This is a genomic window from Stenotrophomonas sp. STEN021, from assembly GCF_056760175.1.
In genome coordinates this window covers 37,914-51,466 of sequence record NZ_JBRREH010000024.1, presented here as the reverse complement: position 1 = coordinate 51,466, position 13,553 = coordinate 37,914, and the positions used below count along the sequence as shown (strand labels likewise).

The 13,553-nt window shown below is 65.1% G+C and carries 14 protein-coding genes and 1 other RNA gene; 9 read left to right on the top strand and 6 right to left on the bottom strand.

Features of this window, described 5'->3' with window-relative positions:
- Window positions 1-152 precede the first annotated feature (152 nt).
- Window positions 153-1,109 carry a hypothetical protein gene (locus ACVOL0_RS07425; RefSeq protein WP_481510970.1) on the top strand — a complete coding sequence of 319 codons (957 nt, stop codon included), beginning with the start codon at window positions 153-155 and terminating at the stop codon, window positions 1,107-1,109.
- Window positions 1,106-1,660 (top strand): GTP-binding protein, encoded by a 555-nt coding sequence (locus ACVOL0_RS07420; RefSeq protein WP_481510971.1) that lies wholly within the window; start codon window positions 1,106-1,108, stop codon window positions 1,658-1,660. Before ACVOL0_RS07425 ends, ACVOL0_RS07420 begins: the two co-directional genes overlap by 4 nt.
- 136 nt (window positions 1,661-1,796) lie before the next feature.
- On the opposite strand, the gene ACVOL0_RS07415 is transcribed toward ACVOL0_RS07420, so the two are convergent.
- From ACVOL0_RS07415 to ACVOL0_RS07395, 5 genes are read right to left on the bottom strand one after another with little or no spacing between them, the layout of a single operon-like run.
- Entirely contained in the window at window positions 1,797-3,179 is a 1,383-nt protein-coding gene (locus ACVOL0_RS07415) for an FAD-binding oxidoreductase (protein WP_481509774.1), read from the bottom strand.
- Window positions 3,180-3,198: 19 nt separating this feature from the next.
- On the bottom strand, window positions 3,199-3,768 hold the full coding sequence (locus ACVOL0_RS07410; RefSeq protein ID WP_481509773.1) for a TlpA family protein disulfide reductase: 570 nt from the start codon (window positions 3,766-3,768) through the stop codon (window positions 3,199-3,201).
- A 17-nt stretch (window positions 3,769-3,785) separates the two neighbouring features.
- Window positions 3,786-4,331: a metal-dependent hydrolase gene (locus ACVOL0_RS07405; protein ID WP_481509772.1), complete on the bottom strand. Its 546-nt coding sequence runs from the start codon at window positions 4,329-4,331 to the stop codon at window positions 3,786-3,788.
- Complete coding sequence (locus ACVOL0_RS07400) at window positions 4,331-4,705, bottom strand: YraN family protein (protein WP_481509771.1); 375 nt, start codon at window positions 4,703-4,705, stop codon at window positions 4,331-4,333. Before ACVOL0_RS07400 ends, ACVOL0_RS07405 begins: the two co-directional genes overlap by 1 nt.
- Window positions 4,695-6,419, bottom strand: coding sequence for a penicillin-binding protein activator (locus tag ACVOL0_RS07395; protein ID WP_481509770.1), 1,725 nt, complete (start codon window positions 6,417-6,419; stop codon window positions 4,695-4,697). Before ACVOL0_RS07395 ends, ACVOL0_RS07400 begins: the two co-directional genes overlap by 11 nt.
- A gap of 82 nt (window positions 6,420-6,501) precedes the next feature.
- Between ACVOL0_RS07395 and rsmI the strand changes: the two genes are divergently transcribed.
- The 3 genes from rsmI to rnpB all read left to right on the top strand — a co-directional run bounded on the left by rsmI (window position 6,502) and on the right by rnpB (window position 8,476).
- Window positions 6,502-7,338, top strand: coding sequence for a 16S rRNA (cytidine(1402)-2'-O)-methyltransferase (gene rsmI, locus ACVOL0_RS07390; protein WP_481509769.1), 837 nt, complete (start codon window positions 6,502-6,504; stop codon window positions 7,336-7,338).
- Window positions 7,316-8,080 carry a hypothetical protein gene (locus ACVOL0_RS07385; RefSeq protein ID WP_481509768.1) on the top strand — a complete coding sequence of 255 codons (765 nt, stop codon included), beginning with the start codon at window positions 7,316-7,318 and terminating at the stop codon, window positions 8,078-8,080. Before rsmI ends, ACVOL0_RS07385 begins: the two co-directional genes overlap by 23 nt.
- Window positions 8,081-8,125: 45 nt before the next feature.
- Window positions 8,126-8,476: RNase P RNA component class A (rnpB, locus tag ACVOL0_RS07380), an RNA gene on the top strand.
- Between the two features lie 423 nt (window positions 8,477-8,899).
- Here the strand turns inward: rnpB and ACVOL0_RS07375 are convergent.
- Window positions 8,900-9,676: an NRDE family protein gene (locus tag ACVOL0_RS07375; protein WP_481509767.1), complete on the bottom strand. Its 777-nt coding sequence runs from the start codon at window positions 9,674-9,676 to the stop codon at window positions 8,900-8,902.
- 328 nt (window positions 9,677-10,004) lie between these two features.
- On the opposite strand from ACVOL0_RS07375, the gene mraZ reads away from it, so the two are divergent.
- The 4 genes from mraZ to ACVOL0_RS07355 are packed head-to-tail and all read left to right on the top strand — an operon-like array spanning window position 10,005 to window position 13,553.
- On the top strand, window positions 10,005-10,451 hold the full coding sequence (gene mraZ, locus ACVOL0_RS07370; RefSeq protein WP_282266355.1) for a division/cell wall cluster transcriptional repressor MraZ: 447 nt from the start codon (window positions 10,005-10,007) through the stop codon (window positions 10,449-10,451).
- A 14-nt stretch (window positions 10,452-10,465) separates the two neighbouring features.
- Complete coding sequence (gene rsmH, locus ACVOL0_RS07365) at window positions 10,466-11,434, top strand: 16S rRNA (cytosine(1402)-N(4))-methyltransferase RsmH (RefSeq protein WP_481509775.1); 969 nt, start codon at window positions 10,466-10,468, stop codon at window positions 11,432-11,434.
- Window positions 11,431-11,694: a cell division protein FtsL gene (gene ftsL, locus ACVOL0_RS07360; RefSeq protein ID WP_282266357.1), complete on the top strand. Its 264-nt coding sequence runs from the start codon at window positions 11,431-11,433 to the stop codon at window positions 11,692-11,694. The genes rsmH and ftsL overlap by 4 nt, the downstream gene beginning before the upstream one ends.
- On the top strand, window positions 11,691-13,553 hold the full coding sequence (locus tag ACVOL0_RS07355; RefSeq protein WP_481509766.1) for a peptidoglycan D,D-transpeptidase FtsI family protein: 1,863 nt from the start codon (window positions 11,691-11,693) through the stop codon (window positions 13,551-13,553). Before ftsL ends, ACVOL0_RS07355 begins: the two co-directional genes overlap by 4 nt.

The following is a 13,553-nucleotide window of genomic DNA, read 5'->3' as shown; positions in this document are numbered from 1 at the left end:
CCCGCCCCCCCCCCCCCTCCGCCGCCCCCTCCCCGCGCCGCCCCCCCCCCCCCCCCTCCCCCCCCCCCCCCCCCCCCCCCCCCCCCCCCCCCCCCCCCCCCCCCCCCCCCCCCACGCCGATAGAGCTTCGACTCACAGACTTGATCGACACCATGAGTGCACCCGCCCGCAAAATCTCTGCCGCCGTGATCGGCTGCCAGGGTTTGGATGTCCTGCACATGATGCGGCTGAAGGTTGCCAGCTCGTTGCTGATGGCCGAGTACATCCAGGCCGAGGTGCAGGAGTGGAATCACCAACCTGTGGATCTGCTGGTGGCCTGCATCGATGACAGCAATGGCCAGCAGTTGCTGCGCGAGGCCAACCAGCAGGGTTTGCCGGTGTTGGCGGTCACGCGCAAGATGCTGTCGGGTCTGACTATTCCGGGCGTGGCCTATGGCGCCAGCGTCCGCGACATTTTCCAGCAGTTGCGACAGCTGCTGTTGGCGTCTGATGACAGTGGCGAGCGTTTCAAGCCGCGCACGCTGTTCCGCAGTTTGAGTGGCAGCAGGGGCAAACCCTGTCTTCTGCACATGGGCCTGGTCAAGCTGCTGATCGATGCCACGCATACGCGGGTAACCCTGCTGCGCGATCTGCCCTACGAAAATTTTCTCAAGGCCGCCGCCGAGCCGGGTTGGACCCTGTCGCAGCTGGGCAGCGCCGAGTCGGTGGATGAATGCATGGCCGACGCGGTCAGCACCCATGCATTCGAGGATTTCTGCTGGCAGGCGGCAGCGCTGTCGCCGGAGCCGCTGCTGCAACGGGAGAGCGCAAGCCCCTGTCAGCTGCGCGGCTGGCCCGAGGTCGAGACCGGTAAACTGCCGGTGCAATGGCTGCTGCCGATGGCGGCGATGATGCTACGGCCTTGGCAACCGGGTGAACTGGCGCAAGCGACCGGCACGTCGCTGGATGATATTGCCCGTATCATGGCCGCGGCGGCCTGTACCGGGCTGCTTGATGGCAGTGGCGCCGAGGCTGTACCCGTGCAGGGTTCGGGCAACAAGGTGTCCGGTTTCTTCACACGTATCGCCAAGCGATTCGGGCTCAATTTTTCCAAGGGGCTTCAGGTCTGACGGCTATGGCAACCAAGTTGGTTTTTGTCGGTGAAATGGGTGCGGGTAAAACGACTGCGATCCGGTCGATCTCGGACATGGAACCGATCAGCACGGAAATGCCGATCAGCGACGAAGCGGCGCTGGAAGCATTCGAGGATAAATCGCATACGACGGTGGCGCTGGATTACAGCTCCATTGAACTGGGTGATGGTGAGTTGCTGCACGTCTATGGCGTGCCGGGCCAGGCCTACCTGGATTTCATGTGGCCGATCGTGGCGGAAGGCGCAATTGGCGTGATCGTACTTGTGAGCGCACTCAACCCGCGCGCGCTGCCAAGTACGTTGACACTGCTGGAGCGTTTCCGTGCGTTGGCACCGGATGCCTGCTTTGCCGTGGGCGTGACCTGCCAGGACCGCGAGCCTGATTTCAGTTTCAGCGAATTCCGCAACGCCTTGGCCGGCGAAGGCCACCGCCTGCCGGTGATGTGGGTGGACGCCCGCGAAACCAGCCAGGTCGATTTCCTGATCAAGGCACTGCTGTCCTGCCGCTATGCCGAAGCGATCGCCTGAGCTGGCGGTGGTGTGGGTTGTGGGAGCGGCGTAAGCCGCGAAGCTGAAGATTTCTCAGAGTTCGACGAAACTGCGACCTGGAACTGCAGTGACTTCGCGGCTCACGCCGCTCCCACAAAAGCCCGGCCGCTCAATCCTACGCCTCCGGCAATACCTTGCCCGGATTGAGGATGCCGTCCGGATCCAGCGCCAGCTTTATCGCGCGCATCGTCGCCAAGGTTCCTGCCGAAAACGCCTGCGCCATGAAATCGCGCTTGGCCAGGCCAATGCCATGCTCACCCGACAAGGTGCCGCCCAGCTGCAGCGCCAATGCAAATACCTTGGGCAGGGCCGCATGCGCGCGCACGTTCTCGTCTGCATCATCCGGGTGATAGAGGATGTTGACGTGCAGGTTGCCGTTGCCGGCATGGCCGAAGGTCACGATCGGCAACCGCGCCTGCGCCGATAGCTGTTGCACGCCTTCCACCAGCGCCGGGATCTGCGATACCGGCACCACTACGTCTTCATTGATCTTGCCTGGTGCGATGGTTTTCAGTGCTGGCGACAACGCGCGGCGTGCCGCCCACAGCTTGTCGCGCGCACTGCCATCGGTGGCCACATCCAGCGCCAGCATGCCGTCGCCTTCAGCCGCCTCGGCCAAGGCATTCAACAGGTAGGGCAGGGTGTCTTCATCACCGTCTGCATCGATCAGCAACATCGCGCCGGCTTCGGGCACCTGCGCACCGTTGTGACGCAGCAGCTGCAGGCTGCGGGCGTCCATGAATTCCAGCGTGGTCGGCGTTACCGGTTGTGCCATCACCCGCGATACGGCAGCGGCAGCCGCTTCGGCATCGCGGTACAGCACGCGCAGGCCAGCCTGGCTGCGCGGGCGCGGGGTCAGCTTGAGTGTTGCCTCGACGATCAGCGCCAGTGTGCCTTCGCTGCCAACCAGCAGATGGGTGAGGTCGTAGCCGGTGGAATCCTTGGTGTAAGGGCCACCGCACTGGATCAACTCACCGGTGCCGGTGATCGCGACCAGGCCAAGTACGTTGTCGCGGCTGGTGCCGTACTTCACCGCGCGCGGGCCGCCAGCATTGCAGGCCAGGTTGCCGCCGATGCTGCAGATATCCGCACTGGAAGGATCCGGCGGCCAGAACAGGCCGTGCGGCATCAGTGCCTGTTGCAGATCGCCGTTGAGTACGCCGGGTTCGACCACCGCGCAGCGATCGCCGGGTTGTATCGCAACGATGCGGTTCATGCGCGCGAACGACAGCACAATGCCGCCAGCCGTGGGTACCGCAGCGCCGGTGGTGCCGGTGCCTGTGCCGCGACCGACCAGGGGCACGCCGTGTTCACGGCAGGCGCGGACGATGGCTTGAACCTGTTCGCGTGTGCTTGGCAGGGCCACACCTTGTGGCAAGGCGTGTCGCCAGGAGTTGTCCTGCGCATGGGCTGCGAGTGAGCTGGCGTCGGTGCGCCAGCCGTCGCCCAGCAGTTGTGAGAGGGTGTGCTTGAAAGCGTCGGAAAGAGGTGTGTTCACCGGCCCATTCTAGGCCGTGTCATCCGCTGCTGCCGGTCTTGATGTTCTGCGCTGGCCGCGTGCGTACATGTTCGGGCAGCAGGGCCAGTACCTGCTCCAGGATCTCCGGCAACGACTCTTCCGAATAGCCGCGATGGACGGCGCTGATGCGGCCATCCTGGTCCAGCACGAACATCAGGGGGATGGCCTTCACCCCATAGGCCTCGGCAGCCTTGCCCTTGCTGTCGAGTACGTATTCCAGGTCGAGCTTCCGGTTGCGGCGGGCAAAGTCCACCACCTGCGCGCGCGGTTCGTCCCAGTTCACCGCGATGACCTCCAGCGCGTCCTTGCCAACCACGCTCTGCAGGTGGGCCAGCACGGGTAGTTCGCGCATGCAGGGGCCACACCAGCTCGCCCAGAAGGTCATGATGACCACCTTGCCGCGACGTTGTTGCAGGTCGACCAGTTCGCCCGGCAGGTTCTTTCCGAGTGCGATCGAAGGCGGGAACTCGCCGGCGGCAGGGATGGCAGCGGCGAAGGAAGGGATGGACAGCAGCAACAGGCAGCAGGACAGCAGCAGTCTTGAAGACTGCAGCAGGCGGTGGCGCATGGTTTCCCCCGGGTGGCTCAGTCGTCGGCGCGGTGGCGCCAACCCTGCGGCGATTGAACCATCTTCCAGCCGATCACGGCCACCAGCAAAGGCAGCCATATCCAACGCAGTTCGGACAGTACGGTCTGCAGGCCGCGCGCGCTGAAGAAGTTGTTGGCGAAGGGGGATACGCGGATGGGCCGCCACGGTGCGAACAGACGCTGATCGCTCCATGGCCACCACAGCGCGACGCCGAGGCCGCCGGAGGTCAGGGCGTCCAGCAAAGGGTGCGACAGCGCGCAGATGAAGACGAATGCAAACGCCTGCAGGCGGCTCGCACGCAGTGCCTTGGCAAAGGCGATTGCCAGGGCTGCCAGCAGCGTGGCGAACAGCAATGAGTGGCTGGCACCGCGATGGCCAAAACTATCGGCGTAGGGGATATGCAGGGCGAAGGCCAGTACGTCCGCATCGGGCAGCATTGCCGCAGCAACGCCCGCACCCAGCAGACGCGCGGAAACGCGTCCGCGCTCGCTGGCGCACCACAGTGCGAGTGGGATCGCGGCATGGGTGAATATGCTTGGCATCAGCAGTCGTCGGCGCGGAACGCGTCGCGTATCCAGGTCAGGCGTGGCGGTTCGCCGCTGGCTTCGACCACATCGAAGCGGCAGGGGTGGTTGGCCAGCGTGGGGTGTTGGCTCAGGTAGAGCTGGGCGGCGCGGACCAGCTTGCGGCGCTTGTTGATATCGATGGAGGCAGCGCCGCCGCCAAATTGGGCCGAGCGGCGGTAACGCACTTCGACAAAGACCAGGCTGGCTGCATCGCGGTCGTACATCACCAGGTCCAGCTCACCACCGCGAAAGCGCACGTTGCTGGCCCGCCACTGCAGCCCGGCCTTTTCAAGCAGGACACGGGCAGCGGCTTCCACCGCTGCACCGCGTTCGTTCTTCTCAGCGACCATCACCGATGGCGACCGGGCGGCCAGTACTGAAGGTGGACCAGGCCGGCGTGCGCAGCACATTGCCGAAACCGTCCAGGTGCAGGGTGCCGGTGGCACCGCTGAGGCCGCCGCTGGTGCTGTTGGCCAGCTTCTCCATGTAAGCGGTGATTTTCCAGGCGTCATAGCCGAAGGCAAACAGGCGGCCGGCGCCGCCGCGTGCGGTCGGCAACGTGGTGGCAACTGCTGCCGCGGCTGGCAGGCCGGCAACACCACGGCTGCTCCAGGCATCGGTCGGGAAGGCGATGCCATCCAGGGCGACATCGTCTTCGGCCTTGCCGGTGCCTGCGGTCAACTGCGAGGTGCCGACACGGCTGACGCCGCCCAAGCCGGCCAAGGCCAGCTGCGGCGCCAGTACGCGCGCCTGGTTGCCCTTGACCGCGAGCAGGATCGCGTCGATTCCGGTTGCCTGACGCAGCTGCGCGGTGATATCTGCAGGAACTTCGCCGACATTGATGGTCGCTGCGATCTTGCCGCCGCGTTCGCTGAAGCGTTCCTTGAAGGCACCGCTGGAACGACGGCCGGCGTCGTCGCTGCTGGCGATCACCAGTACGTTGCGGCGCTCGCGACCGAGCAGGTACTCGGCGGCCATCAGGCCGTCGTCTTCCGGTGCCAGCGAGAAAGCCGCGCTGCCCGGCGGCGGTGCGTCCTTGCCGCGATTCAGGGCAAGCAGCGGTACCGGCAGTTCGCTGCGGTGGAACAGCGCGTCGACTTCGTCGCGGCCGAGCGGGCCGACAATGAAGTCGACGCCGTTGCCGACCGCCTTGTCGTAGGCCGCGCCGGCACCGCTGGCGGTGCCCTTGGTGTCAATGAAGTCGATGGCCGGGCGGCGACGGCTTTCGCCGTAGTAGCCGGCCAGCAGGCCATCACGAACCGAGGCACCGGCGGCTGCGAGGTTGCCGCTGAGCGGCAACAGCACTGCCATCTTCACTGGTGGGCGGTAGCCGTCGGCATCGGCGGCAGGACGCTTGCTGGTATCCAGCTGTGAGGTGGTATCGCGGTCGAATGGACGCGGCAGCGGCAGGCCGCGGCCGATCAGAGCGCGGCCTGCGTGGTTGTAGAGCGGATCACCGACCGGCAGCGCGGCGGCACGGCTGCTGAGGGTGGTGTCGTTCAGGCCGGCCAACAGGCGGGTGATGGCGCGTTGGTTGTCATTGCGTGCCGTGCCGCTGAGCAGGGCGCCGGCGCGGGCGCGCTCGGCGGCTGCTGCAAAGGCGTCGCCGGTGGCTTCCAGCGCCTGCGCGCGGGCCAGGTACCAGCGTGCCTGCAATGGCGCTGGCAGCGCCGCCGGATTTTCGGTCAATACCTGCAGCACGGTCGCCGGCTGCTTGTCGCCCAACGCCAATTCGGCCTGCAGCAGGTTGAAGCGCTGGCGGGTGGCGCCGGACAGCTGGCGTGGTTGCACCTGTGCCATCAGCATGCGCGCACGCGCGCTGTCACCGGCTTCCTGCCAGGCAAAGGCGGCATCGGCCAGCAAGGGGCTCTTGGCGGCGCCGCGTACCAGTGCGGCCTGGGCTTCCAGCTGCTGTGCCGCGTCGCGCGGTTTGCCTTGTTCAAGCAGGGCGATAGCGGCCTGCTGGGCGGGGGAGCTGGTCGGCGCTACGCTGGTGGTGGCGCAGCCGACGAACAGCAGCATCGACAATGACAGGGCGGAAATCCGTGCGGCTGGCTTGTTCATTTGAGGTCCGTTCGACAGGGCGCGGCAGTGCCGGGCGGGGGAAACGGTACGATTCTACCCTTGGCCCACGGAAATACCGATGATGAGTACTGCTGCTGCCACCTTGTATGTCGTTGCCACGCCGATCGGCAACCTTGGCGATCTGAGCCCGCGTGCACAGGAGGTGCTGCGTTCGGTGGCCGCCATCTGCGCGGAAGACACCCGTCATACCGGTCAGCTGCTATCGCATTTTGGCATCAGCAAACCCTTGGTGGCGCTGCACGACCACAACGAAGAGGCGATGGCCGAGCGCGTTGTGGCGCGGTTGCTGGGCGGTGAGTCGCTGGCGGTGGTCAGCGATGCGGGTACGCCGCTGGTCAGCGACCCTGGCTTCCGTCTGGTGCGCGCGGCGCGAGCAGCCGGGGTCAAGGTCAGTCCAGTCCCAGGCGCCTGCGCGGCAATTGCCGCCTTGAGTGTGGCCGGATTGCCCAGTGATCGCTTTGTATTCGAAGGCTTCCTGCCGGCCAAGGGCGCAGCCCGGCGCGAGCGCCTGAACAAGCTGGCGGCCGAGACCGGCACTTTGGTGTTCTATGAATCCTCGCACCGCATCGCCGAATCGCTGGCTGATATGGCGGCGGCCTTTGGTGGTGAACGTCCGGCGGTGGTGGCGCGCGAATTGACCAAGCTGTTCGAAACCGTGCTCGATGGCAGCCTGGAGCAACTGCTGGCCAAGGTGCTGGCCGACGACAACCAGCGCAAGGGCGAGTTCGTGGTGATGGTGCAGGGCGCCGGCGACGATGAAGAAGCCAAGATCGCCGAAGGCCGACGTCTGTACGCCAAATTGAACGAGCACCTGCCGCCTTCCACTGCTGCCAAGCTGGCGGCCGAACTGAGCGGCGCGTCGCGCAAGGCTTTGTATGGACAGGGCAGCAACGACTGAGGCGATGTGGGCGGCGGCCGATGCTGCCAGCCTGCGCCAGCAACTGGACCTGCGCGAGCACCCGCTGGCGGGTGGCACTGGCGGCGAGATCAAGACCCAGCGCGAGCGCTGGATGATGGTGCGCTGGTTGACCGCCTGGGCGTCGGAGCTGGTTTATCCGCTGCGGGTGAGCAAGCGCGAGAGCCCGGACTTCATGCTGGATGCCGGCGATACGCGGATCGGCGTGGAATGCATGGAAGTGGTGCCTGAGGCCTTCAAACAGGTGCAGGCCAAGTTGAACGGCATCAACTCCGGCTGGGTGCGGCCGGTGCCGCAGCATCGCACCGAGGAGGCGCGGGCCGAATGGGATAGCCCATTGTTGCGGCAGTTGTTGGCCGATACCTATGAAGGCAGTCCGTGGGCAGGCGATGAGCCTGAGCGCTGGTGGGTGGAGGTGATGCGCTGGGCGGTGGAGAAGAAACGTCAGGTCCTGCACAAGCCGGGCTATGCCCGGCAATCGCGCAATGTGTTGTTGCTGTACGACAACTGGCCGTTGCCGGCAGTGGCTTTCGTCGAAGATGCCGATCCTGCAGTGCTGCGTAGCTGGGCGCTGGCGGCGCTGGATGAACTGTCACGGCAGTTGCTGGGTAGTGGTGCGCACGCGGACTTCCAGCAGATCGACATCCTGCATGAAGGCTGGTTGCTGTCATTCACGCATGACGGCGTGCGACCGCTGCGTTACCGGATGCTTGCAGCTGAATGAAATGATCGGCCGGTGTGGTGCTGGACGTGCGACAATACGCGCGGCGGAGTCGGCCAGACAGTCGCGTCATTCCTTCGGGAATGCCGAGGAAAGTCCGGGCTCCACAGGGCAAGGTGCCAGGTAACGCCTGGGCGGCGCGAGCCGACGGAAAGTGCAACAGAAAGATACCGCCGAACGGCCTTCGGGTGCGTGGTAAGGGTGAAATGGTGCGGTAAGAGCGCACCGCGAGTCTGGTAACAGACCGGTACGGCAAACCCCACCTGGAGCAAGACCAAATAGGGACCTAATGGCGTGGCCCGCGTCGGGTCCGGGTAGGTTGCTTGAGCGTTACGGTGACGTAGCGCCTAGAGGAATGACTGTCCACGACAAAACCCGGCTTATCGGCCGACTCCGCCGCTTTTTCTGCCCGCTGGGCAGAAAAAGCCCCAAAGTTTTGCAAGGCAAAATTTTGGGCCCCTGGCCTTTAGCCTTCCAATTCCCTGCGCCTGTCGGCGCGCCCCCTTTACTAAAGGGGGCTGTTGCTCTTCGGATTTTTTGCTTGGCTCGCTGCGCATCGTGGAGGGGAGGGTGCGGCTGTGGCTTTTGCTGCGCGCTGGCTCGGCTTTTGCTGTGGCTGTGGCTGCTGCTTCGGCTTCGGCTTCGGCTTTGGTTCCTGCTTCTGCCTAGCTGTCCTCTTTCCCTTCTCCCGCCTGCGGGGGAAGGTGCCCGGAGGGCGGATGGGGGGCTTTTGATCTTGCGTTGGATTTGACCCACAGCCAAAGCAAGATCAAAAACACCCCTCCCCAGCCCTCCCCTTCGCCTGCGGCGAATGGGAGGGAACTAGGAGCCAAAGCCTTCTTTCCCAATCTCCATGCGCACCTCCCCCAGATACACGCCATCCGGGCCAAACCGGCGTTCGTGGATGAAGCCACCACCATCCTGGCCGATCGCCACGATTGTGCTGGCGCGGGTGCCGTAGTCGGTCCCGCGAATGAAAGCGCTGGAGAGCTGTCGCTCCCATTCCCGCGAAATTCCGGTGGCGGGCAGCGCCGCGTCCGCTGCCTGCTGCTCATTGGCCAGCGCCGCCCAGAGCGGCTCCAGACCGTCACTACCGGCGGCCAACCAATCCTCAAGCACGCCCATCAGGCGGCGGGTCTTGGGCCAGGGGGCATCCAGTGCGCCGTTGGACATGCCGTGCACGCCGGGCGCCAGATCCTGTCGGACCTGCGGGTGGTTGCCCAGATAGCTGCAGCTCTCGGCGTCGGCAACCAATAGATTGAACGGTGCGAACGCCGGCGCCCGGCTGGCCAGAGTGTCGGCATAGTCCGTGGCCGGCTGTCCGCCGGCCAGGTAGCTGGCGATCAGTTCACCGCGCGAAGGCCCGCCGATGGCTGCGCTCGGGTCACGCACATTGGTGACCACGGCGGCTTGGCCGTACACATTCACGCCCATCCAGCTGCCGCCGGAGCGCAGATCGCGGCCGGCGATCACGTTGTCGTAGGGCGATGACCAGCGCTGCAGTGGCGCGGTGGGGCGGGCGTGGAACTCGTCACGGTTGCCGGCCATGAGCAGGCGCCAGTGCGGGTGGGTTTTCCAGGCGAGAGCGACAAGGCACATGCACGGAGTGTGCCGTTTTGCGCGGGTGTCAGCCAAGTGCGGCTGAATGGCGGCTGGGCTGCGGCCCCGTTTTCACGCTGCCTCTACACCACTGAATTTCATACAAATCTCAAAATTTGAAGTAAACCAGTAACTTGTGGATAAACCTTGAACAACTCTCTAAACATTGGTGCAAACCATTGATGCGGCACGTGATTTTGTGCGCGAAAAGTTGTTGACAACCCTAGGGCCGCTGCTAAGGTGGGCATCAGAGGGGAAACCGGGTTTTTTGTGGTTTTTCGTGGTTCAATAACTTCCCAAGCAAAACCAACGAACGGGTGCCACAGGCGTGTTCCAGGGTGAGACTGCCATCACGGTTGACGACAAGGGACGCATGGCGGTGCCAACCGCCTATCGCGACCTGGTTGCGCGTGCCAGCGGTAATCGCCTTGTGCTGACCTACAACCCCTTCGAAGCCGGTTGCTTGTGGTTGTACTCAGAGCAGGAGTGGGAGCGGGTGCGGGACGACGTAATGGCAAAGCCCAATACCCAGCGTGTAGTGCGCACCCTGCAGCAGAAACTTGTCGGCTCGGCCGCCCATCTGGAACTGGATGGCAATGGCCGTATCAGCCTGCCGTCCAGTCACCGCAGTGCGGTGGGCATCGAGAAGAAAGCAGTGCTGATGGGCATGGGTGACAAGTTCGAATTGTGGAGCGAGCAAGCGCATCGCGCACTGATCCAGCAGACGTTGTCTGACGAGGATCTGGGCGATGGGCTTCTCGATCTCAAGTTGTGAGCCGGGGTGCCCGGGTGCGCGGTGAAGCGCAGGCCGGTCACCCTCCGGTGTCGCAGCCGCCGGCGGCTCACCTGCCGGTGCTGTACACCCAGGTCCTTGAGGGCCTGAGGGTGATCGAAAACGGTACTTATCTGGATGGCACGTTCGGTCGCGGCGGTCACGCTGGTGGCGTGCTGCGCCAGCTTGGCGCGGACGGGCGCCTGCTGGTCATGGACAAGGACCCCGAGGCCATTGCCGTGGCCGAGCGCGACTTCGCGCCGGACGGCCGTGTCTCGATCTATCGCGGCAGCTTTGCCGATCTGCTGGACTGGAGCGAAACCGCTGCCGGTCTGGATGGCGTTCTGTTCGATCTCGGTGTGTCCTCGCCGCAGCTGGACGTGGCCGAGCGTGGTTTCAGCTTCGGCAAGGACGGTCCGCTGGACATGCGCATGGACCCGGACTCGGGTGAGAGCGCTGCAGATTGGTTGAACCGCGCCGAAGACCGCGAAATCGCCGACGTGCTGTTCACCTATGGCGATGAACGCCAGAGCCGCCGCATCGCCCGCGCCATCGTTGCCCGGCGCGAGAAGCAGCCGTTCACGCGTACCGCTGAGCTGGCCGAGCTGATCGCCTCGGTGATGCCGCGTGGCAAGGACAAGATCCATCCGGCCACCCGCAGCTTCCAGGCCATCCGCATCCACATCAACCGCGAACTGGCCGACCTTGAAGCCGGTCTGGACGCGGCGATGGCGCGGCTCAAGCCCGGTGGCCGCCTGGCGGTGATCAGCTTCCACTCACTGGAAGACCGCATCGTCAAGCAGTTCATGAACCGCCATGCCAAGGCGCCGCCGACCAATCGTCGGCTGCCGGAACTGCAGGCCTTCGTGCCGACGCTGGAACTGATCGGTGGCGCCATCAAGGCCGATGACGACGAGCTGGCGATGAACCCGCGCTCGCGCAGCGCGGTGCTGCGTGTGGCCCAGAAGTGCGAGGTGGCCGGATGAGCCGCCTGCTGTTGATCGTCCTGCTGGCGTGCACGATTGCCTCGGCAATCGGCGTGGTGTTCATGCGCCATCGCCACCGCCAGCTGTTCGTGGAGCTGTCCAAGCTGGAGCATGCCCGCGACGAGATCAACATCGAGTTCGGCCGCCTGCAGCTGGAACAGGCAACCCTGGCCCAGGCCACGCGCGTGGACCAGGAAGCCCGTGGTCGCCTCGGCATGAAGTTCCCCGAGGCCGCTGACATCGTGGTGATCCGGCCATGAACAAGCCCAGCCGCAACCGTACCCGCACGCAGTTCAACCTGCGCAACCGCATGCTGATGGTTGGCGTGGGGCTGGGTCTGTGTGCGGTGACGCTGGTCGGCCGTGCCGCGTATGTGCAGCTGATCAACAACGATTTCTACCAGCGCGAAGGCGAAGCCCGCTTCCTGCGCGATGTGCCGATCCCGACCTCGCGCGGCATGATCACCGATCGCAATGGCGAGCCGGTGGCGGTGTCCACGCCGGTGGCCTCGATCTGGGTCAATCCGCAGGAGCTGCTGCGCACGCCCGAGCGTATTCCCGAGCTGGCGCGCGCGCTGTCGCTGCCGGTGGATGAACTGACCACCAAGCTGACCCAGAAGGCCGACAAGGAATTCATGTACCTGCGCCGCCGGATCAATCCGGATGTGGCCGAGCAGGTGGTCGCGCTGAAGATTCCGGGTGTGTTCTCGCAGCGCGAGTTCCGTCGCTACTACCCGCAGGGTGAGGCGATGGCACACGTGCTCGGCTTCACCAACATCGATGATCTCGGCCAGGAAGGCCTGGAGCTTGCCTTCGACGAATGGCTGCGCGGCAAGCCGGGCGCCAAGCGGGTCATCCGCGACCGCAAGGGCGCGATCGTCGAGAGCATCGATCTGGTGCGTCCTGCCGAGCCTGGCAAGGACCTGACCCTGAGCATCGACCGCCGCATCCAGTTCCTGGCGATGCGCGAGCTGCGCAATGCGGTCACCACCAACAAGGCTGCTGGTGGTTCCATCGTGATCATGGACGTGGCCACCGGCGAAGTGATGGCCATGGCCAACCTGCCGACCTACAACCCGAATTCGGTCAGTGGTGCGACCCCGGACACGCGCCGCAACCGCGCGGTTACCGATCTGGTCGAGCCCGGCTCGACGATGAAGCCGCTGACCATTGCCACCGCGTTGCAGAACCACGTGGTGACGCCGGACACGATCATCGACACCAATCCGGGTTACATGTCGCTGGGCCGTTACACCATCCGTGACGTGCCGCGTAACAATGGCGTGCTCAATGTCACCGGCGTGATCACCCGCAGCTCGAACATCGGTGCGGCCAAGATCGTGGCGCGCATCCCGGACCAGACCTTCTACGACTCGGTGCGTGGCTTCGGCTACGGCGTTGCCCCGAACAGTGGCTTCCCCGGCGAATCGTCGGGTGTGGTCGCGCGCCCGGGCAGCCCGAGCTGGTATGGCACCACCAAGACCACCATGTCCTACGGCTACGGCCTGTCGGTGACGCCGCTGCAGATCGCGCAGGCGTACTCGGCGCTGGCCAATGGTGGGCAGGTAATCCAGCCGACCTTCATCAAGGGCCAGCGCAACGAAGCACGCCAGGTCATCGACCCGGAAGTGGCACGCGAAGTCGTGCGGATGATGGAAACCGTGGTCACCAATGGCGGCGCCAAGCAGGCGGCGATCCTTGGTTACCACGTGGCCGGCAAGACCGGCACCGCGCGCAAGAACGGCCCCAATGGCTACGAGCGTGGCCATTACAACCTGCTGTTCGCCGGTGTCGTGCCGGCAACCGCGCCGCGCTACGCCGCGGTGATCGTGGTCAACGACCCACAAGGCTCGCTGCAGTACGGCGGTCTGGTCTCCGCACCGGTGTTCCACCACGTGATGGAAGGCACGCTGCGCTTGATGGATGTGCCGCCGGACGACATCCAGTCGTGGCTGGCCGCGCAGGCCGCAGGCAAGGTGGGTGGCAAGCCGGGCAGCAGTGCTGCGCCGCTGCCGATCCCGCAGGACCCGGACGAGGCGCCGAACGCCTCTGCCGAATTTGATGCCGCACTGCCGACGGCCGTCGCTCCGACGCCTGCCGCCACGGAGGTGCGCCAGTGA